This window comes from Vibrio cortegadensis, from assembly GCF_024347395.1.
Classification (GTDB): domain Bacteria; phylum Pseudomonadota; class Gammaproteobacteria; order Enterobacterales; family Vibrionaceae; genus Vibrio; species Vibrio cortegadensis.
In genome coordinates this window covers 1-24,447 of record NZ_AP025472.1, presented here as the reverse complement: position 1 = coordinate 24,447, position 24,447 = coordinate 1, and the positions used below count along the sequence as shown (strand labels likewise).

The following is a 24,447-nucleotide window of genomic DNA, read 5'->3' as shown; positions in this document are numbered from 1 at the left end:
TTTATCAATGAAGATAAACATTGAGAACTTTTAAATTTGATTTGAGTTACTCGTAAGTAATCAAATCAGTCAGCTTTCCAAATTGTTAAAGAGCAAGAGTTTCTAAACATAAAGCTTTCGAAACCATTTTTAAATATTTTCAAACAAAAACACTTAAAGATGGTGGGCGATACCGGGCTCGAACCAGTGACCCCCTGCTTGTAAGGCAGGTGCTCTCCCAACTGAGCTAATCGCCCACGAAAGTTTTAATTCCTTGTGGAAGGAATGGTGGAGCTATGCGGGATCGAACCGCAGACCTCCTGCGTGCAAGGCAGGCGCTCTCCCAGCTGAGCTATAGCCCCATATTTTTATTTCCTTGGGAGGAAATGGTGGGTCGTGCAGGATTCGAACCTGCGACCAATTGATTAAAAGTCAACTGCTCTACCAACTGAGCTAACGACCCAATGGTATCCCGTAGGGGAGTCGAACCCCTGTTACCGCCGTGAAAGGGCGGTGTCCTAGGCCTCTAGACGAACGGGACACTGCTAATTTATCTCCACTTTAAAAAGTAGAAACAAACCTGAAGAACTTGGGAGTTCTTCATCTCTTTTTCTTTTTAAACCTAATCAATCTGTGTGGGTACTCATCGTGAAAATCTTCGTATATAAGGAGGTGATCCAGCCCCAGGTTCCCCTAGGGCTACCTTGTTACGACTTCACCCCAGTCATGAACCACAAAGTGGTGAGCGTCCTCCCCGAAAGGTTAAACTACCCACTTCTTTTGCAGCCCACTCCCATGGTGTGACGGGCGGTGTGTACAAGGCCCGGGAACGTATTCACCGTAGCATTCTGATCTACGATTACTAGCGATTCCGACTTCATGGAGTCGAGTTGCAGACTCCAATCCGGACTACGACGCACTTTTTGGGATTCGCTCACTATCGCTAGCTTGCTGCCCTCTGTATGCGCCATTGTAGCACGTGTGTAGCCCTACTCGTAAGGGCCATGATGACTTGACGTCGTCCCCACCTTCCTCCGGTTTATCACCGGCAGTCTCCCTGGAGTTCCCGACATTACTCGCTGGCAAACAAGGATAAGGGTTGCGCTCGTTGCGGGACTTAACCCAACATTTCACAACACGAGCTGACGACAGCCATGCAGCACCTGTCTCAGAGTTCCCGAAGGCACACCTGCGTCTCCGCTGGCTTCTCTGGATGTCAAGAGTAGGTAAGGTTCTTCGCGTTGCATCGAATTAAACCACATGCTCCACCGCTTGTGCGGGCCCCCGTCAATTCATTTGAGTTTTAATCTTGCGACCGTACTCCCCAGGCGGTCTACTTAACGCGTTAGCTCCGAAAGCCACGGCTCAAGGCCACAACCTCCAAGTAGACATCGTTTACGGCGTGGACTACCAGGGTATCTAATCCTGTTTGCTCCCCACGCTTTCGCATCTGAGTGTCAGTATCTGTCCAGGGGGCCGCCTTCGCCACTGGTATTCCTTCAGATCTCTACGCATTTCACCGCTACACCTGAAATTCTACCCCCCTCTACAGTACTCTAGTCCGCCAGTTTCAAATGCAGTTCCGAGGTTGAGCCCCGGGCTTTCACATCTGACTTAACGAACCACCTGCATGCGCTTTACGCCCAGTAATTCCGATTAACGCTCGCACCCTCCGTATTACCGCGGCTGCTGGCACGGAGTTAGCCGGTGCTTCTTCTGTCGCTAACGTCAAATGATGCTGCTATTAACAACACCACCTTCCTCACGACTGAAAGTACTTTACAACCCGAAGGCCTTCTTCATACACGCGGCATGGCTGCATCAGGCTTGCGCCCATTGTGCAATATTCCCCACTGCTGCCTCCCGTAGGAGTCTGGACCGTGTCTCAGTTCCAGTGTGGCTGATCATCCTCTCAGACCAGCTAGGGATCGTCGCCTTGGTGAGCCATTACCTCACCAACTAGCTAATCCCACCTAGGCATATCCTGACGCGAGAGGCCCGAAGGTCCCCCTCTTTGGCCCGAAGGCATTATGCGGTATTAGCCATCGTTTCCAATGGTTATCCCCCACATCAGGGCAATTTCCTAGGCATTACTCACCCGTCCGCCGCTCGACGCCGAAGTAGCAAGCTACTTCTCGTTTCCGCTCGACTTGCATGTGTTAGGCCTGCCGCCAGCGTTCAATCTGAGCCATGATCAAACTCTTCAATTAAAGTTTTTTTGCATCCTAAGATGCGGCTCAATGAATACTGACTTCAAAACTAATATTCATTCGCCTATTCGAAAATAAACAAAGAACATGTAATTCTAAAGCTATTATCATTCCAACAGAATGATAATGAATTGACTGTGCCAAGTTCTAAGAACTTGTATTGGTCACTCAGTTCATTGATATCTTTTGTTTCGACTTAATTTACTTTCGCTTTAAAAAGCGAAAACAAACAGTACGAAACTAGTGATTATCATCAACGAGTGCCCACACAGATTGATAGGTCTAAATTGTTAAAGAGCTTGTTTTAAGCTTTGCTCAAAACGGACGGCCATTTTAGCGATTCAACTAAAAGTGTCAAACACTTTTTTTAGTTATTTCGTCACTCTAAATTGTCCTTCTGAATCAGTTCAGAACTCTCTGTGAGCCCTTACCGTGTCAGCGAGGTGGCATTATAGAGATTGCGATCACATTGGCAACCCCTTTTTGCAAAAAAAATGCATTTTATTATCGTTCGACTAAAAAACATTCAAAAGACCATATAAATCGACATTCTGATTACATATCTTTAAATTTTTGAGCAAATTGAGATACTTTTTCCCAATTCGTATATTCAACTTCTTTGCTTGTATCTGTCTCTCCTCCAGTCATCGTCATAATTAAACGAATCATGGTTCTATCAAAGAAGTTATAGCGAGGGTAATAGAGCGCTCCAGCGAAAACGCCAATCATCTTAGGTTTCCACGGTGATTTTTTTAAGAAGGTTTTGATATACGCACTACCTTCTGGCGTATCTTTCCCTTGGTCTTCTTTCCTCGCGGTAAGGTTGACACAAAAGAAAGCGACTTTGCTTGACTCCAACTGAGTTAAGTTTTTACTGATGAAACGGTATAGATCTTTGTTTAGATGACCATAGCGAATAGAAGCACCGATCAAAACTCGCTCATACTGAGAAAAGTCCACCGTTTCTATTTCACTAAGATTTTTAGTTTCACAAGAGTAATCTGAAAGTTCACCCTCTATATACTGAAGGATTTTTTTCGTTTGGCCTTCTCGGCTTGAATAAAGAAAAAGAGCTTTTGCCACGAGAGCTTCCTTAGCTACGCCAGAACGTAGGAGTCAAAAGAATTAAAAGAGTGAAAATTTCTAAACGGCCAAATAACATGGAGACGACTAATACCCACTTAGCACTATCATTAATATCACCAAAGTGGAGCGCCACCTCTCCAAGGCCAGGGCCTAAATTATTGAGTGTTGCTGCAACTGCGGAGAACGCACTGAGTTCGTCCATTCCTGTCGCTATCAACCCGAGCATACAAACTACAAAAACCAATGCATAGGCGGAAAAGAATCCCCATACCGCATCAACAACTCTTTGCGGTAGGGCTGAACCACCTACTTTAATGGTGTATACCGCTCTAGGGTGGACAAGACGCTTCATTTCACGAGCACCCTGCAAAGTAAGAAGCAGAATTCGAATCACCTTCATTCCACCACCAGTTGATCCTGCACAACCGCCAATAAAGGAAGAGAAGAGTAACAGCACAGGCAAAAACAGTGGCCACTCCGAAAATCCTGTCGTGGTAAAACCAGCCGTTGTTGAGATAGATACTGTTTGGAATAGAGCCTGATCAAAAGCGTCATAGATGGAGTCATAAGACTGGTGATTCAAAAGCAATAAGAAGCAGACAAGAAACAGAACGCTTTGAATAAAGATAAAGGCTCTGAATTCAGGATCTTTCCAATAATATTTAGGGTGCACGCCACCAGAGGCAAATGCAGCAAAGTGCAAAGAGTAGTTACATGCAGAGATAAGAAGAAATACAACCGTGATCATATTTATCGCGTGGCTATCAAAATAGCCCATACTGGCATCATGAGTTGAAAATCCACCGATCGCAATAGTCGAAAAGCTATGGCTAATGGCATCGAAGAAACTCATTCCCGCAAGCCAAAAAGCAAAAGCACACGCAATGGTCAAACTTAAATAGATATACCACAACGCTTTCGCGGTTTCGGCAATTCTCGGGGTCATTTTACTGTCTTTAACTGGGCCTGGAATTTCGGCTCGATATAACTGCATTCCCCCGATCCCAAGAACAGGTAAGATCGCAACCGCAAGTACGATTATCCCCATTCCCCCAAACCATTGTAGAAACTGGCGGTAAAACAGAATCGCTTTAGGCAACTCATCTAACCCGACAATAACGGTCGCTCCCGTTGTCGTTAACGCTGAGAATGATTCAAAAAAGGCATCGGTAACTGAAATACTAGGGTTATCAGCAATAAGAAAGGGAAGTGAACCAGCACTACCGATTACCGTCCAAAACAAAACGACAATCAGGAACCCATCCCTCGCTTTTAATTCATGTCGGTGACGTCTATTTGGAAACCAACAGATCCCTCCGCAAAAAAGCAGAACAAAGAAAGTGGTAACAAAAGGAACACCAGCACCATCACGGTACAGTAACGCCACAAATGCAGGCGCTAGCATGGAAACACTAAATAGAGCGAGCAACAGCCCGACGATTCGTATGATTGATCGAAATTGCATGAATAATTAACGAAACTTAGCTTGAAATAAAGCGGCGCTTCTAACTTCCTAGTTATCTTTTATTTCGGTGACCAACGCTTTGGCACCGCTTTTATTTATAATGACTTGAGTAAAGGCATCAACATGACGCTGTTCTATCTCAATATCCATAACAACATGCTCACGATAGTCAGCTTGAGCTTCGACTGCATCGAATTGGCTCATCACTGATTGTGCGATAGGCATAAAAGAGTAGTCTAACTCTAGCCGCAAGTGAGTGGTGATTTTTTTCTCGATTGTTTGAAGCAGCTTTAATGCTTGTTGCACTCCGCCACCATATGCTTTGACTAAACCACCCGTTCCAAGCTTAATTCCACCCGAATAACGTGTGACAACCGCCGTTAGCTCACCCACTCCAGATCCTGATAATTGCGCTAAGATTGGTTTTCCTGCGGTCCCAGAAGGTTCACCATCATCACTAAACCCCCACTTCATTGAATCTTCAGCTCGGCCAGCGACAAAACCCCAACAATTATGTCGAGCTCCAGAATGTTCTGCTTTGATCTGTTCAACAAACAGCTTCGCAGCTTCTACACTTGGTGTATGGGCTAAATGAGTTATGAAGACGCTTTTTTTAATTTCTTCTTCAAATGTCACCGGTGAAGAAGGAATTAGATAGGGAAGAAAATTCATGGTTATCAATTTATATGAATAGTGGCGCTAGTGTAACACGCTCCAAATAAAAGCGATCCTAGATCTGACCCTGCGCACAATGTTAAACAAATGTTTAAAAAATGTATTGAGTTTGACCATCTACAAGTCCACACTAGACTTACTGGTCTAACCAGAACATAAAAACAACACTAATTCTCTCAAACAATCAAGGATTGTGAGTGACGGAGATAGATAATGATTTACCAATCGAACACCCTACAAGTTAAGGAATTACAAGACGGTATCGCAGAATTGAGCTTTTGCGCACCAGCGTCGGTCAACAAGCTTGATCTTGCAACTCTTGAATCACTAGATAAAGCACTCGATGCTCTAAATCAACACCAAAGTTTAAGTGGATTAATCCTTACTTCAAACAAAGACACTTTTATTGTTGGTGCAGATATTACCGAGTTTCTTGGTCTGTTTTCGAAACCAGAAGCAGAGCTAGAAGAGTGGCTTAAGTTTGCCAATAGCATCTTCAATAAGCTTGAAGATCTTCCTGTGCCAACACTTTCGATGATCCGCGGTCATGCACTTGGTGGCGGTTGTGAGTGTGTACTCGCGACCGATTTCCGTATTGGAGACAAGACCACCAGCATTGGTCTACCTGAAACTAAACTAGGTATCATGCCAGGATTTGGTGGGTGTGTTCGTCTACCTAGAGTAATAGGTGCAGATAGCGCCATGGAAATTATTACCGCAGGTAAAGCGAACCGAGCAGATGACGCATTAAAAATTGGCCTTCTCGATGCCGTTGTAGACAGCGATAAATTGCTCGACTCTGCCATCAATACCATCACTCTCGCTAAAAATGAACAGCTTGATTGGCAAGCTCGACGCAAACAGAAAACATCCGCTCTCACGCTAAGCAAGCTAGAAGCGATGATGAGCTTTACGATGGCAAAAGGTTTGGTCATTCAAAAAGCAGGGCCTCACTACCCAGCACCGATCACCTCTGTTAAAGCGATTGAAGATGCCGCACGTTTAAGCCGAGATGGCGCACTCGATGTTGAAAGACAATACTTCGTAAAACTCGCCAAATCAGAAGTCGCCCAAGCTCTTGTTGGTCTGTTCCTCAACGATCAATACATTAAAGGTATCGCAAAAACTGCCGCGAAATCAGCAAGCAAAGAAACTCAGCGAGCAGCGGTATTAGGTGCCGGTATTATGGGTGGTGGTATCGCTTATCAATCTGCTCTGAAAGGTGTTCCGGTAATAATGAAAGACATCGCTCAAGCATCGCTAGATTTAGGCATGAATGAGGCTTCTAAGCTACTCAATAAACGCTTATCTCGTGGTCGTTTAGATGGTTTCAAAATGGCAGGGATTCTTTCATCGATCACTCCAAGCCTACATTATGCGGGGATCGAACAGTCCGACATTATCGTAGAAGCCGTGGTTGAAAACCCAAAAATCAAAGCCGCAGTATTAAGTGAAGTCGAATCGTATGTCAGCGAAGATACAGTCGTCACATCAAATACCTCGACGATTCCAATCAATTTATTAGCAAAATCACTCAAACGCCCTGAAAATTTCTGCGGCATGCACTTCTTCAACCCAGTACACCGCATGCCTCTTGTTGAAATCATTCGTGGCGAACACACCTCTGAAGAGACGATCAACCGAGTGGTGGCATACGCAGCAAAAATGGGGAAATCACCGATTGTTGTCAATGACTGCCCCGGTTTCTTCGTCAACCGCGTGTTATTCCCTTACTTTGGTGGATTTAGCAAACTGCTCAGTGATGGTGCTGATTTCACAAAAATAGACAAAGTAATGGAACGCCAATTTGGCTGGCCAATGGGACCTGCTTACCTACTTGACGTTGTTGGTATTGATACTGCGCACCATGCACAAGCCGTTATGGCGCAAGGATTCCCAGATCGAATGGGCAAAAGTGGTAAAGATGCCATCGATGCGTTATTTGAAGCGGATAAATACGGTCAGAAAAACGGTTCAGGTTTCTACAGTTATAGCGTAGATAAAAAAGGTCGCCCGAAAAAGACATTCACAGAAGATGTTCTACCTTTACTGAAAAATGTGTGCAGTGACGCTCAAGACTTTGATGATCAGACGATTATTCAACGCGTCATGATTCCAATGATTAATGAAGTCGTTCTCTGTTTACAAGAAGGGATTATTGCATCACCTCAAGAAGCGGATATGGCACTGGTATATGGCTTAGGCTTCCCACCATTCAGAGGCGGTGTATTCCGTTACCTAGATAGTATTGGTATTCAAAACTATGTACAAATGGCTGAACAATACCAAGAGCTTGGTGCTTTGTATCATGTTCCTCAGATGTTGAAAGATATGGCAGAAAGCGGCGAAAGCTTTTACCAATCTCAACAATCTAGCTCACTTTAACTCTATCTTTGGAAAAGGAATATAAAGATGAATAACGTAGTAATTGTTGATTGTCTTCGTACACCGATGGGACGTTCTAAAGGTGGAGCATTTCGTCACACGAGAGCTGAAGATTTATCGGCTCACTTAATGAAAGGCATTTTAGAGCGTAACCCTCAAGTCGACCCAAAACAGATCGAAGATATTTATTGGGGTTGTGTACAGCAAACACTAGAACAAGGCTTTAACGTGGCACGTAATGCCGCCCTACTTGCTGGCCTGCCGATTGAAATTGGTGCCGTAACGGTGAACCGTTTATGTGGTTCATCTATGCAAGCTCTGCATGATGCGGCACGTTCCATCATGGTCGGTGATGCTGAAATCTGCTTGATCGGCGGTGTTGAACACATGGGACACGTCCCAATGAACCACGGGGTTGATTTCCACCCAGGTATGTCGAAGCACGTAGCTAAAGCCGCTGGCATGATGGGATTGACCGCTGAAATGCTCGGTAAAATGCACGGTATCAGCCGTGAAGATCAAGATGCATTCGCGGCACGTTCTCACGCCAGAGCACAAGCCGCTACTGTAGAAGGTCGTTTCAAGAATGAAATCCTTCCTACTGAAGCACATGCCGCTGATGGATCGCTGTTTACATTAGATTATGATGAAGTTATCCGCCCGGAGACAACCGTTGAAGGCTTATCTCAACTCCGTCCTGTATTTGATCCTGCAAATGGTACGGTCACTGCGGGCACCTCTTCAGCGCTATCTGATGGTGCTTCTGCCATGCTCATCATGAGTGAAGATAAAGCCAACGAACTCGGCTTAACTATTCGAGCAAAAGTTCGCTCTATGGCGATTGCTGGCTGCGATCCTTCAATCATGGGATATGGCCCAGTTCCTGCGACACAAAAAGCACTTAAACGTGCCGGCCTAGAGATAGGCGATATGGATGTCGTCGAGCTCAATGAAGCCTTTGCTGCACAATCATTACCGTGTGCGAAAGATTTAGGTTTGCTCGATGTAGTCGATGAAAAGGTCAACCTAAATGGGGGCGCTATCGCGTTAGGTCACCCTCTGGGTTGCTCTGGCTCTCGTATCTCCACAACATTGATCAACCTGATGGAAGCAAAAGATGCGAAGTATGGGTTAGCCACAATGTGTATTGGTTTAGGCCAAGGTATTGCGACGATTTTTGAACGTCCATAGCTTTAAATATTCATAGAGGCTAAAGCGTTCTGACAGTATGCGGATATCATAAGAGTCTGCATACACCCGATGAAACGAAGAGATAGAATGCACACACCGCCTTCTATCTCTTTTTTTATCGGTGATCATCGACAATTAATGTATGCATAAAACGCATAGTAAACATGTCAAAGTATCATTTTTTTTCTTTATCACTCTGTCCTACACTCATTGTCATTAACAAAACAGATATTGATAAGCTGAATCCATATTGAACCTTTCAGCGATGTCACCACACCTACATTGGAATCTCTGGAGAATTTTTATGTTTAAAGCATTAGTCCTAAACCAAGAAGACAAAAAGACCATCGCAGCGGTAACCGAAATTGAAGAGTCACAGCTACCTGAAGGTAACGTAAAGATCGATGTGAACTACTCTTCTCTAAACTACAAAGATGGATTAGCAATTACAGGTAAAGGACGAATCATCCGTAACTTCCCAATGGTTCCCGGTATTGATTTAGCAGGGAAAGTATCTCACTCAGATGACCCTCGCTATAAAGAAGGTGATGAAGTTGTTCTTACTGGTTGGGGCGTTGGTGAAGGTCACTGGGGCGGAATGGCAGAGAAAGCAAGCTTAAAGGGCGACTGGTTAGTGCCTATGCCAAAAGGGCTTGATGCTAAAAAAGTAATGACGATTGGTACCGCTGGTTTTACAGCAATGCTTTGTGTTCAGGCCATTGTTGATGCAGGCGTGAAACCAGAAGACGGTGAGATCCTCGTGACAGGTTCAAGCGGTGGTGTAGGCAGCGTGTCAATTACTCTGCTTAACCAACTTGGTTATAAAGTAGCAGCCGTCACTGGCCGAGCTTCAGAAAACGGAGAGCTACTTAAATCACTCGGAGCAAGCCGCATTGTTGAGCGAGCTGAACTTGAAGAACCAGCAAAACCATTAGAGAAACAGTTATGGGCAGGCGCGATTGATACGGTTGGCAGCAAAGTATTAGCAAAAGTATTAGCTCAAATGGATTACAACAGCGTTGTGGCTGCATGTGGCCTTGCTGGTGGTTTTGACTTACCGACAACGGTTATGCCATTTATTTTACGTAATGTCCGCCTACAAGGTGTTGATTCCGTAATGTGCCCACGAGAGAAACGCATTAAAGCGTGGGAACAACTTTCTGAACTATTACCAGAGTCATTCTATGACCAAGCAAGTAAAGAGGTCTCTTTAGAAGAGGCTATCCAAGCCGCTGAAGATATCACTAACGGCCAAATCACAGGTCGTGTTGTGATTAAGATTTAGTCCAAATGCTATCGCTTCAAAAAAGATAGCACCAAAGAAGAAAGGTGATGCTCATGGCATCACCTTTTTTATATCCAGTCTATTGAGACATTAGCTAAGCGATTCAATAAATCCACGCCATCAACCTAATCAATAATAGTAACCATAACGAATCCAACTAACTGCCCAGACCTATATCTTCCACTCTTTTTGTAATCAGCTTTCTACACTCATCTTTAAGTACGCGGCGCAGCCAAGCCTGAGCAGGTGACGTATCACAACGTGAATGCCAAATCAGAGAATAATCAAACGGTGTAAACTCAAATGGAAGCCGTTTAACCACCAAATCATAACGTTCTGCAACAAGATAAGCTAAATCAGCAGGGACAGTGATCACTAATGGCATCTTATCGACAATCGCCAACGCGGCTTCTAAGTGATAAGCACGTAGCACCATACGGCGCTCTTTTTGATTGACGAGCGCATTATCAAGCAGAGCTTTCACCCCATCACTTATCGCGATCATCGCATGAGGCAGTGACACATAATCTTCCAGCGACAGCGGCTTATTTGCTAATGGGTGATTCTTAGACACCAGACAAGACACGCCCACCAGCCCTAAAACTTCTTGCTTCAGTGGGGCAACAGAACCTATCGGCCTACAAATTGCCATATCCACACGCTCAGTGCTGAGTTGTTTAAATAAGTGCTCATGTTGCAGTGGAGCAAACTCCAAAGAGATATTCGGGGCTTGCTCATAAATTTTAGGCAAGGCATAAGGCAAGATCGTCTGCATCGCATAATCTGTCGTCGCAATAATAAAGTGCTGATCGCAATACAGAGGAGAAAAATCACTGGGAGTAAGAAGTTGGCGTAAAGACTCCAGCGGCTGATTGATCCGAGAATTAATTTCACGCGCTTTTTCAGTTGGGACAAGATGCTGACCTTGGCGAGTAAAAAGAGGATCATCTAGCATGTCACGTAAGCGCCCTAACACTCGACTCATCGCAGACTGGCTCAAGTTAAGGCGAACGGCTGCCCGACTGACGCTGCTCTCTTCGAGTAACACTTTTAATGCGACTAATAAATTTAAATCGCGACGATATATCTCTTCTAATTCCACAATCTTAATCCTGCGAACTGACACTTCACATTTATACCATGCATTAGATAAAAAAAATCCCGCAGTTAAGCGGGGAAGCCCAAGAAAAATGGGGATAGTGTCGGAATAAGGTGTTGTTCAGGTTTGGATTTAGTTTTCTTGTTCTTCCGAAGAGCTATGCCAACGGCGCATCTCAATCCAAATACCAATAATTGTGGCACTCATACCAATCAAAGGCATAAATGACGCATCTTCTGGTGACCTAAGCACTAAGGCACAAAAAGAGATAAAGCATAAAACCGAATAAATCGTTAACCTATCTAGTGCAGTCAACATCGCCACTCCTTAGCTCAATTGTTACTAGGTTGTTAATTAAGTTAAAACAAATAGATCGATTTGCCAAGGGTTATTGCATATTTTTTCTACAGAAGTATCATTCCCAGCTCAAAAGCACGATAAAACACTAGAGATATCACCATGACAATCAATTTGGAACTGGCCACTCACACACTTGAAGCGGAAGGATTACGCTGCCCAGAGCCGGTAATGATGGTTAGGAAGACAATACGCAACATGCAGGATGGCGACGTACTATTAGTAAAAGCTGACGATCCTTCCACCACGCGAGATATCCCAAGTTTTTGTCGCTTTATGGATCATCAACTTGTGAGTGCTCAAGTAGAAAGCCTGCCTTATACCTATTTGATCAGAAAAGGATTAGAAGAGTAGTTAAATTTAACGACTCGTTGACTGAAAAAGCTCAGTAAGAATCAAAGAAAAAGCCGCCATATGACTAACTGGCGGCTTTTTTTATTCTTTTTCAACATTATGCAGTTGTGATTGAAGCTTATCGAGTTGGTGTTGCATTTCACGCATATCCTTACGCATTGGAATAATATGTGCGACTCGGATCCAAGCTTCAGCAGCAAGGCCCGTCATGACAATAGAACCAACCACCATAGGTAACCACATTTCAGTCAAAACCATACCTAACAAAGTTAACGCTAAGCCAACGGTAAAAAGATAACTTTGTTTTTCTGGAGTCATTCCCATATAGCGAGTCAACATAATCGTACCCTCCTATTTGTAACTCTTAAGATTAAAGTAGCATGACAATTGTGACACTTGTGTGTCAGTCATCACGCTTAAATACGATTTCGGATGAGATTTTGATCTAAGCTAAATTTCGTTTTGCTACTCAGTAATAACTCAGTCATTAAGGCTTAATTCATCCAACAAAAAGGCTCTATTTATCCTTATTTTAGATGCGCGTTAAAATTCACGAATAAATGAAGTTCAACCGATTTTTCCTTTAACTCCCACCTCTTCAACTAAAAATAATCAAAAAACAGCGAAAACTCGAACCATGCTGATTAAATAACCAACATTGCCCCTACTCGCTTTCTGAATATCTGCGTATAATCGAAGGTTATTTTCAGAACTCAGACAAAAGAATCGCGCGAATTTAATTATGCAAAAATACGATATCAAAACCTTCCAGGGAATGATCCTCGCGCTGCAGGATTATTGGGCTCAAAACGGTTGTACCATTGTTCAACCTTTGGATATGGAAGTAGGTGCGGGTACCTCTCACCCAATGACATGTTTACGTGCACTTGGCCCAGAGCCAATGTCTACGGCATACGTTCAACCTTCACGTCGTCCTACTGATGGCCGTTACGGTGAAAACCCAAACCGTCTGCAGCACTACTATCAATTCCAAGTAGCACTAAAACCTTCTCCAGATAATATTCAGGAGTTGTACCTAGGCTCTCTTGAAGTGCTTGGTGTCGATCCACTTGTGCATGATATTCGCTTCGTAGAAGACAACTGGGAAAACCCGACGTTGGGTGCTTGGGGTCTTGGCTGGGAAGTATGGCTAAATGGCATGGAAGTGACTCAATTCACTTACTTCCAACAAGTTGGCGGCCTTGAATGTAAACCAGTAACAGGTGAGATCACTTACGGTATTGAGCGTCTAGCAATGTACATCCAAGAAGTAGACTCAGTTTACGATCTTGTATGGAACGTAGCACCAGATGGTTCTAACGTGACTTACGGTGATATCTTCCACCAAAACGAAGTTGAGCAGTCAACTTACAACTTTGAACACGCAGACGTAGATTTCCTATTCGGTTTCTTTGACCAGTGTGAGAAAGAGTGTAAAGAGCTACTTGAACTAGAAAAACCACTGCCACTTCCAGCTTACGAGCGCATTCTTAAAGCGGGTCATGCATTTAACCTACTTGATGCTCGTAAAGCAATTTCAGTAACAGAACGTCAGCGTTACATCCTTCGTATTCGCAACCTGACTAAAGCGGTAGCAGAAGCGTACTACGCATCACGTGAAGCACTTGGCTTCCCAATGTGTAAGAAGAGCGAGGAGAAGTAACTATGGCGAAGAATTTTCTAATTGAACTAGGTACGGAAGAGCTTCCACCAACAGCACTTCGTTCTCTAGCAGAAGCCTTTGCTTCTAACTTTGAAGCTGGTCTTAAATCTGCTGAACTTTCTCACGAAGGCATCAAGTGGTACGCAGCACCTCGCCGCCTAGCACTTAAAGTGACAGCACTGGCTGAAGGCCAAGCAGACAAAGTCGTTGAAAAACGTGGTCCTGCAATTTCTGTAGCATTCGATGCTGAAGGCAACGCGACCAAAGCAGCACAAGGTTGGGCTCGTGGTAACGGTATTACTGTTGAGCAAGCTGATCGTCTGAAAACAGACAAAGGCGAATGGCTTCTTTTCAAACAAGAAGTAGCTGGCAAACCAGTTCAAGAATTGGTAATGGACATCGCTGCGAAAGCACTCGCGGGCCTACCAATTCCTAAAGCAATGCGCTGGGGTAACTCAGACATTCAATTTATCCGTCCAGTGAAAACACTGACAGTACTACTAGGTGATGAGCTTGTTGAAGGCGAAATCCTAGGCGTAGCTTCTGCTCGTACTATCCGTGGCCACCGTTTCATGGGCGAACAAGAGTTCACAATCGACTCTGCTGACCAGTACCCTGCGATCCTAGAAGAGCGCGGTAAAGTAATGGCAGATTACGATGCGCGTAAAGCGATCATCCTTGCTGATGCTAAAAAAGCAGCAGACGCAGTTGGCGGTATTGCTGACCTAGAAGATGACCTTGTTGAAGAAGTTACCTCTTTGGTTGAATGGCCAGTGGTGCTTACTGCTAAATTTGAGCAGGAGTTCCTAAAAGTGCCTTCTGAAGCCTTGGTTTACACCATGAAAGGCGACCAAAAGTACTTCCCTGTTTATGATGCAGACAAAAATCTTCTGCCAAACTTCATCTTTGTTTCGAACATCGAGTCTAAAGAGCCTCGTCACGTAATCGAAGGTAACGAGAAGGTTGTACGTCCACGTCTTGCTGATGCTGAGTTCTTCTTCAACACAGACCGTAAGCGTCCGCTGATCGATCGTCTACCTGAACTAGACCAAGCGATCTTCCAGAAGCAACTGGGCACAATCAAAGACAAAACAGACCGCATCACAGAACTTGCTGGCTACATTGCTGAGCAAATCGATGCTGACGTTGAAAAGTCTAAGCGTGCTGGCCTACTGGCTAAGTGTGACCTAATGACGTCTATGGTATTCGAATTTACGGATACGCAAGGTGTGATGGGCATGCACTACGCAACACACGATGGCGAAGACGAGCAAGTAGCACTAGCACTTTACGAGCAATACATGCCTCGTTTCGCCGGTGACGACCTACCAAGCACGGGGATCTCTTCAGCAGTCGCAATGGCAGACAAGCTAGACACTATCGTAGGTATCTTCGGTATTGGCCAAGCACCAAAAGGTTCTGACCCATTCGCGCTACGTCGTGCATCACTAGGTGTACTACGTATCATCGTTGAAAACGGCTACAACCTAGACCTAACTGATCTGATCGGTAAAGCGAAAGAGCTACTAGGCGACAAGCTAACCAACGAAAACGTAGAAGCTGACGTTATCGACTTCATGCTAGGACGTTTCCGCGCATGGTACCAAGATGCTGGTTTCAGCGTTGATATCATCCAAGCGGTACTAGCACGTCGTCCAACTAAGCCAGCTGACTTTGACCAACGTGTTAAAGCCGTTTCTCACTTCCGTGAACTGGAAGCAGCAGAAGCACTAGCAGCAGCGAACAAACGTGTAGGTAACATCCTTGCGAAATTCGATGGCGAACTACCAGCTGAAATCGATCTAGCTCTTCTTCAAGAAGACGCAGAGAAAGCTCTAGCTGAAAACGTTGAAGTAATGACAGAAGCACTAGAACCAGCATTCGCAACAGGTAACTACCAAGAAGCCCTAAGCAAACTTGCTGACCTACGTGAACCCGTTGATGCATTCTTCGATAACGTAATGGTTATGGCTGATGACGAAGCGCTTAAGAAGAACCGTCTAACGCTACTGAACAACCTACGTAACCTGTTCCTACAGATTGCTGATATTTCTCTTCTACAGAAATAATCATTACACCCGTAGCAAAAAAATATTAGGGAAGCATTTTTGCTTCCCTTTTTTCATCCCTTACATTCACCTTTAAAGCCTCCTAAATAGTGTCATTCTGATATTCGTCTCATTTCAAACGGAGCAAACGATTCACTTATCTTCATCGTAACTCTGCCTTTTTTTCAATTTTTAACTTTTCGTGCTTTTCGTCGCAAAATTTGTGCGGTATGTTCATAGTTAACACAGCACTTTTCCACTCGTGGAAAGCCCTCAATAAAAAGAACTATTAATGAATTAGGTACGATAAGTAATGCAATTTTCTAAGTTTGGTGAAAAGTTTAATCGATATTCTGGAATTACTCGTCTAATGGACGACCTCAATGATGGCCTACGCACACCTGGAGCCATCATGCTCGGTGGTGGTAACCCTGCCGCCATTCCAGCCATGCTCGATTACTTTAGCCAAGCCAGTGGAGAGATGCTCGCCAATGGTGAACTTGTCGCTGCCATGGCGAATTACGATGGCCCTCAAGGAAAAGATGCCTTCGTAAAGTCACTCGCTAAATTACTCAAAGAAACTTACGGTTGGGACATCAGCGAAAAGAACATCAGCCTAACCAACGGCAGTCAAAGTGGTTTCTTCTACCTATTTAACTTATTAGCAGGACAACAACCTGACGGCTCGCATAAGAAAATTCTATTGCCATTAGCACCCGAATACATTGGATATGGCGATGCGGGTATTGATGACGATATTTTTGTCTCTTACCACCCAGAGATTGAGATGCTGGATAATCGCCAGTTTAAATATCATGTCGATTTCGAAGAGCTAAAAATCGATGACTCTGTTGCCGCGATTTGTGCTTCTCGCCCAACCAATCCAACAGGCAACGTCCTGACCGATGAAGAAGTTCGTAAACTGGACAAACTCGCTCGCGAAAACAATATTCCGCTACTGATAGATAACGCTTACGGCCTGCCTTTTCCGAACATTATCTTTGAAGATGTCGAACCTTTCTGGAATGAGAACACGATATTGTGTATGAGCCTTTCTAAGCTTGGCTTACCTGGTGTCCGCTGCGGCATTGTGATCGCCAGTGAAGAAGTGACTCAAGCGCTCACCAATATGAATGGCATCATCAGTTTAGCGCCTGGTAGCTTAGGCCCTGCGATCGCCAACCATATGATTACGAATAACGATCTACTGCGTTTGAGCACGGATGTGATTAAACCGTTCTACAAACAAAAATCGTTGCGTGCTGTCGAGTTACTACAGCAAGCTATTCCAGATGAACGCTTTCGGATCCACAAGCCTGAAGGTGCGATCTTCTTATGGTTATGGTTTGATGGACTGCCGATTACCACCATGGAACTGTACAATCGTTTGAAAGCTCGTGGCGTACTGATCGTTCCTGGCGAATACTTCTTTATTGGTCAGGAAGATGACTGGGAGCATGCTCATCAGTGCCTACGCATGAACTACGTACAAGATGATGAAATGATGCAGAAAGGCATCAATATTATCGCGGAAGAGATCGAAAAAGCTTATCAACAAGGTTAGATAAGCGTTGTGGAACAGAAAAGAGCGCCAATGGGCGCTCTTCTTGTCTTAGCTTAAGGTAAAGCCGTTATCTATTCGATGTTTGACTTAATTATTATCAATTAGATTTTTACCATTGATTGCAATTTTACGTGGCTGCATCGCTTCTGGGATTTCTCTTTCTAAATCCACATGCAGCAAGCCATTTTCCATTGTTGCGCCAGTCACTTTAACGTAATCCGCCAATTGGAATTTACGCTCAAAATCGCGCTCTGCAATACCTTGATAGACATAGTTTTTATTTTCTTCGGCTTGACGCTCACCACGAACAATCAGCATATTCTCTTTCTGAGTAATGTCTAAATGCTCATCAGCAAAACCGGCCACCGCCATTGTAATGCGATACTTATTTTCATCTTGCTGTTCAATATTGTACGGCGGGTAACCACCAGAAGAATTTTTTGACGTATTCGCTTCCATCAGATTAAACAGACGATCAAAGCCAATAGCGTTGCGGTATAGGGGCGTGAAATCTACAGTTCTCATAGTACTATCCTTTCATTAAGCAATAGTCTTAGCGTTGAAATTTTACTTAGATCGAGTCTGTGAGTGACTAAGTAAACCACTAAGAGTGTCAGCATTCATTCCTCTGGCTTCACCTCAATTGGCGACAACTCTGGGACATGAACATGCATCATTTTTAAATTGTGGGCTGCCAAACGTATCCTCTCATGAGCGATAGTTGGTCAGCGATTTCCGAGGCCCTGTATCTTCTAGTTATCTAGCAAGAATGGTCTCCTCTTCAAAAATAGATATATGGATTGGTCAAAAGAGTTTCAAGGGATTATTTTCAATTATTTTTCCAATCCAATATTTTTCAGTAACTTAAAAACAAAAAAGACCGCCATTTCTGGCAGTCTTTTAATAAAAAATTTAGTTTTTTGGGACGAAGCTATTTCGTTTTAGTTCAAGGAAGAGGCGCGGAGCATACGAATGTATGTGAGCACCTCTGACACAGAAATTAAGCGAAAGAGCGAAGTATCAAAGAGACTAAACGTCTAGGTTTGCTACTTTAAGTGCGTTATCTTCGATGAAGTTACGGCGAGGTTCAACTTGGTCACCCATTAACGTTGTAAACAGTTGATCGGCACCAACAGCATCATCGATTTTCACTTGCATCATACGACGAGTTTCAGGATCCATTGTGGTTTCCCAAAGCTGATCTGGGTTCATTTCACCTAGACCTTTATATCGCTGTAGGCTTAAACCACGACGAGACTCTTTAATCAACCAGTTCAATGCTTCAACAAAAGTATCCACAGGCTGTGTACGTTCGCCACGTTTGATATAAGCATCAGCTTCAATCAAGCCATGTAACGCTTCTGATAGATCCGCTAATTTGCCGTACTCTTTAGAGTTAAACAGGTCTACACTCAATGCGTATTCGTGAGTCACACCATGAGTTCGAACGACAATTTTTGGTAAGTTAAGACCAAGCTCTGCATGCTGTTCAACTTCTAAGCTGTACTGACTTGCACCCTCTTCTTTCGCGTTCAATTGCTCAACTAAGGTTTTACCCCAAGTCTCAACGGCGCCAGCATCATGACACTGTTCAGCCGTTAGGCGTGGTGTGTAGATAAGCTCATGAATCAGAGCGCGTGGATAACGACGGCTCATTCGGTCCACCAGCTTAATACCAGCATTATATTGCTGAACAAGCGACTCAAGACCTTCACCAGAAATCGCTGGTGCATCTGCATTCACGTGTAATTCAGCGTTATCAAGCGCTAAAGAAACTTGGTATTGATCCATCGCTTCTTCATCTTTGATGTACTGCTCTTGCTTACCTTTTTTCACTTTGTATAGTGGCGGTTGAGCAATATAAATGTAGCCACGTTCAATTAGCTCAGGCATTTGACGGTAGAAGAACGTCAGTAGCAGCGTACGAATGTGAGAACCATCGACATCGGCATCGGTCATGATGATGATGTTGTGGTAACGCAGTTTGTCTGGGTTGTATTCATCACGGCCAATACCACAACCTAATGCAGTAATCAGCGTCGCAACCTCTTGAGAAGATAGCATCTTATCAAAACGTGCTTTTTCAACGTTTAGGATCTTACCTTTCAGTGGAAGAATCGCTTGGTTTTTACGGTTACGCCCCTGCTTGGCTGAACCGCCAGCAGAGTCTCCTTCCACAATATAGAGTTCAGAAAGTGCAGGATCTTTTTCCTGACAATCCGCAAGTTTACCTGGAAGGCCCGCTAAATCTAATGCGCCTTTACGACGAGTCATTTCGCGTGCTTTACGCGCCGCTTCACGAGCACGAGCCGCATCAATAATTTTAGAACAAACAATCTTAGCTTCAGTTGGGTTCTCAATCAGGAACTCAGCCAGTTTTTCGTTCATTGCTGATTCAACAGCAGATTTCACTTCGGAAGAAACTAATTTATCTTTAGTTTGGCTAGAGAACTTAGGATCCGGCACTTTTACCGAAACAACAGCCGTCAAACCTTCACGAGCATCATCACCAGAAGTGGATGCTTTTGCTTTCTTAGAAAAACCTTCTTTATCCATGAAGCTGTTCAACGTACGCGTTAATGCCGCACGGAAGCCAGCAAGGTGAGTACCACCATCTCGCTGTGGAATGTTATTGGTGAAACAGTAGATGTTCTCTTGGAAGCCATCATTCCACTGCATTGCAACTTCAACGGTGATGCCATCTTCACGTTCAAAATCGAAGTGGAAGATTTTCTGGATGATTGGGGTTTTGTTGGTGTTTAAGTGATCAACGAACGCCTGAATACCACCTTCATACCTGAAGTGATCCATTTTATCTTCTTCGCGTTCATCAACGAGTTTGATGGAAACGCCAGAGTTCAAGAATGATAATTCACGTAGTCGCTTCGCTAAAATCTCGTAGTGGAATTCAACATTAGTGAACGTATCTTCACTTGGCCAAAAACGAATCTTAGTACCCGTTGCATCTGTTTTACCCGTTACGGCTAGTGGCGCTTGAGGCTCACCATGACAATAGGTTTGTTGATGCGTTTCACCTAAACGATGAATAGTAAGGTCAACCTGCTTTGAAAGTGCGTTTACAACTGAAACACCTACACCGTGCAAGCCACCCGATACTTTATAAGAGTTATCATCGAACTTACCGCCCGCATGGAGAACCGTCATGATTACTTCAGCGGCCGACACACCTTCTTCTTCGTGAATTTCAGTCGGAATACCACGGCCATCATCGCTCACAGAGACTGAATTATCTTCATGGATCGTGACGATAATGTCATTACAGTGGCCTGCTAACGCTTCATCGATTGAGTTATCCACCACCTCAAATACCATGTGGTGCAGACCGGTACCATCATCCGTGTCGCCAATGTACATTCCTGGACGCTTTCGAACGGCATCCAGACCCTTCAGTACTTTAATACTCGATGAATCGTAATTATCTGACATGAATTACTCTCTCACTAATTAACTATGCTCTATTTTGCCATGTTCCACATGAAACATCTTACTGTTTTCATCATGCATATCTGCAATTTGGCTGGCGGTGATAGAACTTACAAAAACCTGAGCCCCCGTCTTTTTTAAGCAGTCCGCTAGGCGCTCACGACGTTGGCTATCTAATTCGGAAGCAAAGTCATCGATAAGATAAACACATTGCTTTCCTGTCACTTGAGTTAAGTGCTGTCCCTGCGCTACACGCAACGCGCAAACCATTAACTTCAACTGACCGCGTGACAAAACATCTTCTACAGGTGTTCCGTTCACTTTTATCTTAAGATCCGCTTTATTTGGCCCACTAAAGGTATAACCAAGTTGCTGATCTCGTTCAAAATTCGTTTCAAGAATTTCGGCGTAAGGTGTATTTTTATCCCACCCACGGTAATAATTTAACTGGATATCAAATTCAGGCAAAAACGTGCGGCAGATTTCTTCGGCCACGACCTTTAATTGCTCTACATAATCTGAACGCCACTGACTGATTTTTTCAGCCAATTGCGCGAGTTCTTGATCCCAGTAACTGAGTTCTCGGTAATCACGAGCAGTTTTCAGTAATGCGTTTCTCTGCTTACTTAAACGCTTAACTCGCCCCCACGCCTCATAGAAACCAACCTCACTATGAAACACACCCCAGTCAATAAATGCACGACGGTGTTTAGGGCCATCGGTAAGTAAATCAAAACCTTCGGGATGAATCAATTGCAAAGGCAATACTTGTGCTAACTGTGCTAACTTCTGCCCAGATTGACCGCCTATTTTAACCTCTGTTGAGCCATCACGCTGTTTATTTATGCCAATAGGTAGCTCAAATTGATCAGAGGTCATAAAACGACCATGAACAAAGAGTTCACTGCACTCATTTTGAATGACTCGCCCCGTTAGAGAGCTCTTAAATGAACGGCCATGGCCAAGCAGATAAATGGCTTCAAGCACACTGGTTTTTCCGCTTCCATTCGGGCCTATAAGAAAGTTAAAGCCTGATGATAGTTGAATATCACAGGCTTCAATATTTCTAAACTGTTTGACGATTAAACGCGTTAAAGGCATTTGTACGTTACAGACGAATCGGCATAACTACATACATCGCACTATCATCTTCAGCATTTTCAACTAAGGCGCTGGCATTCGCATCTGACATTGAGATCCGAACTTGATCACAACGTAGCGTATTTAATACATCTAAGACGTAACTAACATTAAAACCAATTTCGAGATCATCGCCTTCATACGTGACATCCAACACCTCTTCAGCCTCTTCTTGCTCAGGGTTGTTGGCGGTAATTTTCATCTCGTTATTAACAAGATTGACGCGAACGCCACGGAATTTTTCATTCGATAAGATAGCGGCACGAGAAAACGACTGACGTAGTTCATCACAGCTAGCTTCAAGAGTTTTGGTGGTATTTTGTGGCATTACGCGGCGATAATCAGGGAAACGGCCATCAACTAACTTAGAAGTGAATACATAGTTGTTCACTTCAGCTCGGACGTTAGAACTGCCGATTTGCAGTGTCACTGGCTGCTCAGGTGCATCTAACAGTTTCACTAACTCTTGTACCCCTTTACGCGGCACAATAATCTGCTTTTGAGCAAAGTCTGCACCTAATGACACGAGCGATATCGCCATACGGTGACCATCGGTTGCAACAGATCGCAACGTTGAGCCTTCAATCTCAAATAACATGCCGTTTAGGTAATAACGCACATCTTGGTTTGCCATCGAAAATTGAGTTTTTTCAATTAGGCCACGCAACTCAGCTTGAGTCACTGTGACTTCAACTTCACTTTGCCAATCTTCAATATTTGGAAAATCATTCGCAGGTAAGGTAGCCAAAGAGAAACGACTGCGGCCAGAGCGTACTTGAATACGATCGCCATCTAATACCACAGTGATCACTGCGCTATCAGATAAACCTCGACAAATATCAAGGAACTTACGTGAAGGTACGGTAACAGTACCCGCTTCAAATTCACCTTCTAGTGTCACGCGACTGATCAGTTCAACTTCAAGATCGGTAGCCGTCAATGACAGTACGTTATCTTCTACTTTAAGCAGCAAGTTACCTAGAATAGGCAAAGTCGGTCTACCACCTAACGCGCCAGATACTTGCTGTAAAGGCTTGATTAAGTGACTACGTTCAATCGTAAATTTCATATTTAACTCTTAGCAATAACGGGCAATTAAGAAGACAAGGTTCTAATTAGATTTGAATAATCTTCTTTAATATCATGACTTTCTTCGCGCAACTGAGCAATTTTACGGCATGCGTGTAATACCGTGGTATGGTCTCGGCCACCAAACGCATCACCAATTTCAGGCAAGCTATGGTTGGTTAACTCTTTGGCTAGAGCCATGGCCAGTTGACGAGGTCGTGCCACAGAGCGTGAACGACGTTTAGATAATAAATCAGCAACTTTGATTTTGTAATACTCAGCGACTGTTTTTTGAATATTATCAATGGTCACGAGTTTTTCTTGTAACGCGAGTAAATCACGCAGTGCTTCACGAACAAAATCAATGGTGATAGGGCGGCCAGTAAAGTTAGCATTGGCGATAACACGATTTAACGCACCTTCTAACTCACGTACATTAGAACGCAAACGCTTAGCGATAAAGAAAGCCACTTCGTCCGCCAGATGAATCTGATGGTCTTCCGCTTTTTTCATTAAAATTGCCACGCGTGTTTCTAGTTCTGGTGGCTCGATAGCAACCGTTAAGCCCCAACCAAAGCGAGATTTTAAGCGATCTTCTACCCCGTTTATCTCTTTAGGATAACGGTCAGAAGTTAATATAATTTGTTGATTGCCTTCAAGCAGAGCGTTAAATGTATGGAAGAACTCTTCTTGAGAACGCTCTTTATTAGCGAAAAATTGGATATCATCGATCAATAATGCGTCAACACTACGGTAGTAGCGCTTAAATTCTTCGATCGCATTATTTTGCAGCGCTTTCACCATATCCTGAACAAAACGCTCTGAATGCATGTAGATAACTTTTGCATTCGGTTTGTTGTCGATAATGGCATTACCGACGGCATGCAATAAGTGAGTCTTACCTAAACCGGTACCACCATAAAGAAATAGTGGATTATACGCCGTACCAGGATTATCCGATACCTGACGCGCTGCTGCTAAACCCAACTGGTTCGATTTACCTTCCACGAAGTTATTAAACTTATGCTTAATATTCACATTCGAGCGGTGATTAATATTGATCACCTCAGATTCATCATCCCACGTTTTATGCACAGGTCTGCGAGCTTGCATTCGAGCTGGCGCTGAAGATTCTGCCGCAACATCCGCTTGAGAGCGTACGGGCTTAGGTTTCGGTGCTGCTGCCACAGGGCGGCTACCGACCTCAAATCTCAGGCTCGGGATATCATTACCGCAATACTCTTGAAGTAAGCGGTTAATATTATTCAGGTACTTATCGCGAACCCAATCCAGTACAAAACGGTTAGGTGCAAATAGAGTAAGAGTATTGTCATTGAGCTCTGCTTGTAACGGACGAACCCACATGCTGAATTCTGTTGCTGGTAGCTCTTCTTGAAGCTGTTGCAAACATTGCAACCAAAGCGAAGATGACAC

18 protein-coding genes, 4 tRNA genes and 1 rRNA gene are annotated in these 24,447 nt (G+C 44.0%); 7 read left to right on the top strand and 16 right to left on the bottom strand.

The genetic code is table 11. The annotated features are described in order from the left end of the window. Window positions 1-160: 160 nt before the first annotated feature. The 8 genes from OCV39_RS00115 to OCV39_RS00080 form a co-directional block, all read right to left on the bottom strand. A tRNA-Val gene (locus OCV39_RS00115) sits at window positions 161-236 on the bottom strand. 29 nt (window positions 237-265) lie between these two features. Next, window positions 266-341 (bottom strand) — tRNA-Ala (locus OCV39_RS00110). Between the two features lie 25 nt (window positions 342-366). Beyond that, window positions 367-442 (bottom strand) — tRNA-Lys (locus OCV39_RS00105). 2 nt (window positions 443-444) lie between these two features. Next, window positions 445-520: transfer RNA gene (locus OCV39_RS00100), tRNA-Glu, on the bottom strand. A 124-nt stretch (window positions 521-644) separates the two neighbouring features. Beyond that, window positions 645-2,189 (bottom strand): 16S ribosomal RNA (locus OCV39_RS00095). A 555-nt stretch (window positions 2,190-2,744) separates the two neighbouring features. Continuing rightward, a complete protein-coding gene (gene hemG / locus OCV39_RS00090) occupies window positions 2,745-3,272 on the bottom strand; it encodes a menaquinone-dependent protoporphyrinogen IX dehydrogenase (protein WP_261888682.1) in 528 nt (175 codons plus the stop codon). Between the two features lie 10 nt (window positions 3,273-3,282). Next, window positions 3,283-4,740 (bottom strand): TrkH family potassium uptake protein, encoded by a 1,458-nt coding sequence (locus OCV39_RS00085; RefSeq protein ID WP_029203544.1) that lies wholly within the window; start codon window positions 4,738-4,740, stop codon window positions 3,283-3,285. Window positions 4,741-4,788: 48 nt separating this feature from the next. Next, the gene (locus OCV39_RS00080; RefSeq protein ID WP_261888681.1) at window positions 4,789-5,412 is read right to left on the bottom strand and encodes a YigZ family protein; all 624 of its coding nucleotides are present in this window, start codon (window positions 5,410-5,412) and stop codon (window positions 4,789-4,791) included. A 216-nt stretch (window positions 5,413-5,628) separates the two neighbouring features. Between OCV39_RS00080 and fadB the strand changes: the two genes are divergently transcribed. The 3 genes from fadB (at window position 5,629) to acuI (ending at window position 10,276) form a co-directional block, all read left to right on the top strand. Beyond that, window positions 5,629-7,800: a fatty acid oxidation complex subunit alpha FadB gene (gene fadB, locus OCV39_RS00075; protein ID WP_261888680.1), complete on the top strand. Its 2,172-nt coding sequence runs from the start codon at window positions 5,629-5,631 to the stop codon at window positions 7,798-7,800. Between the two features lie 27 nt (window positions 7,801-7,827). Continuing rightward, the gene (gene fadA, locus OCV39_RS00070; protein ID WP_113798234.1) at window positions 7,828-8,991 is read left to right on the top strand and encodes an acetyl-CoA C-acyltransferase FadA; all 1,164 of its coding nucleotides are present in this window, start codon (window positions 7,828-7,830) and stop codon (window positions 8,989-8,991) included. Between the two features lie 304 nt (window positions 8,992-9,295). Next, a complete protein-coding gene (gene acuI / locus OCV39_RS00065; RefSeq protein WP_017054297.1) occupies window positions 9,296-10,276 on the top strand; it encodes an acrylyl-CoA reductase (NADPH) in 981 nt (326 codons plus the stop codon). A gap of 157 nt (window positions 10,277-10,433) precedes the next feature. On the opposite strand, the gene OCV39_RS00060 is transcribed toward acuI, so the two are convergent. Then, window positions 10,434-11,378: a LysR family transcriptional regulator gene (locus OCV39_RS00060; RefSeq protein ID WP_136995897.1), complete on the bottom strand. Its 945-nt coding sequence runs from the start codon at window positions 11,376-11,378 to the stop codon at window positions 10,434-10,436. A gap of 129 nt (window positions 11,379-11,507) precedes the next feature. Further along, entirely contained in the window at window positions 11,508-11,693 is a 186-nt protein-coding gene (locus OCV39_RS00055) for a hypothetical protein (protein WP_261888679.1), read from the bottom strand. Window positions 11,694-11,834: 141 nt separating this feature from the next. Here OCV39_RS00055 and tusA point away from each other — a divergent pair, with 141 nt between their 5' ends. Then, a complete protein-coding gene (tusA, locus tag OCV39_RS00050) occupies window positions 11,835-12,086 on the top strand; it encodes a sulfurtransferase TusA (protein ID WP_017054300.1) in 252 nt (83 codons plus the stop codon). An 81-nt stretch (window positions 12,087-12,167) separates the two neighbouring features. Here the strand turns inward: tusA and OCV39_RS00045 are convergent, their stop codons facing one another. Beyond that, on the bottom strand, window positions 12,168-12,425 hold the full coding sequence (locus OCV39_RS00045) for a hypothetical protein (protein ID WP_017054301.1): 258 nt from the start codon (window positions 12,423-12,425) through the stop codon (window positions 12,168-12,170). Window positions 12,426-12,828: 403 nt separating this feature from the next. Here OCV39_RS00045 and glyQ point away from each other — a divergent pair, with 403 nt between their 5' ends. The 3 genes from glyQ (at window position 12,829) to OCV39_RS00030 (ending at window position 17,361) form a co-directional block, all read left to right on the top strand. Beyond that, entirely contained in the window at window positions 12,829-13,749 is a 921-nt protein-coding gene (gene glyQ, locus OCV39_RS00040; protein WP_017054302.1) for a glycine--tRNA ligase subunit alpha, read from the top strand. Window positions 13,750-13,751: 2 nt separating this feature from the next. Continuing rightward, complete coding sequence (glyS, locus tag OCV39_RS00035) at window positions 13,752-15,818, top strand: glycine--tRNA ligase subunit beta (protein WP_261888678.1); 2,067 nt, start codon at window positions 13,752-13,754, stop codon at window positions 15,816-15,818. Between the two features lie 292 nt (window positions 15,819-16,110). After that, window positions 16,111-17,361 (top strand): valine--pyruvate transaminase, encoded by a 1,251-nt coding sequence (locus OCV39_RS00030; protein ID WP_113798224.1) that lies wholly within the window; start codon window positions 16,111-16,113, stop codon window positions 17,359-17,361. An 87-nt stretch (window positions 17,362-17,448) separates the two neighbouring features. On the opposite strand, the gene OCV39_RS00025 is transcribed toward OCV39_RS00030, so the two are convergent. From OCV39_RS00025 to dnaA, 5 genes are all read right to left on the bottom strand, one after another. Further along, the gene (locus tag OCV39_RS00025) at window positions 17,449-17,886 is read right to left on the bottom strand and encodes an Hsp20 family protein (protein WP_261888677.1); all 438 of its coding nucleotides are present in this window, start codon (window positions 17,884-17,886) and stop codon (window positions 17,449-17,451) included. Window positions 17,887-18,390: 504 nt separating this feature from the next. Next, complete coding sequence (gyrB, locus tag OCV39_RS00020; RefSeq protein ID WP_261888676.1) at window positions 18,391-20,808, bottom strand: DNA topoisomerase (ATP-hydrolyzing) subunit B; 2,418 nt, start codon at window positions 20,806-20,808, stop codon at window positions 18,391-18,393. A gap of 18 nt (window positions 20,809-20,826) precedes the next feature. Then, complete coding sequence (gene recF, locus OCV39_RS00015) at window positions 20,827-21,906, bottom strand: DNA replication/repair protein RecF (protein ID WP_017054307.1); 1,080 nt, start codon at window positions 21,904-21,906, stop codon at window positions 20,827-20,829. A gap of 7 nt (window positions 21,907-21,913) precedes the next feature. Then, complete coding sequence (gene dnaN / locus OCV39_RS00010; protein WP_261888675.1) at window positions 21,914-23,014, bottom strand: DNA polymerase III subunit beta; 1,101 nt, start codon at window positions 23,012-23,014, stop codon at window positions 21,914-21,916. A 26-nt stretch (window positions 23,015-23,040) separates the two neighbouring features. Further along, entirely contained in the window at window positions 23,041-24,447 is a 1,407-nt protein-coding gene (gene dnaA / locus OCV39_RS00005; protein ID WP_017054309.1) for a chromosomal replication initiator protein DnaA, read from the bottom strand.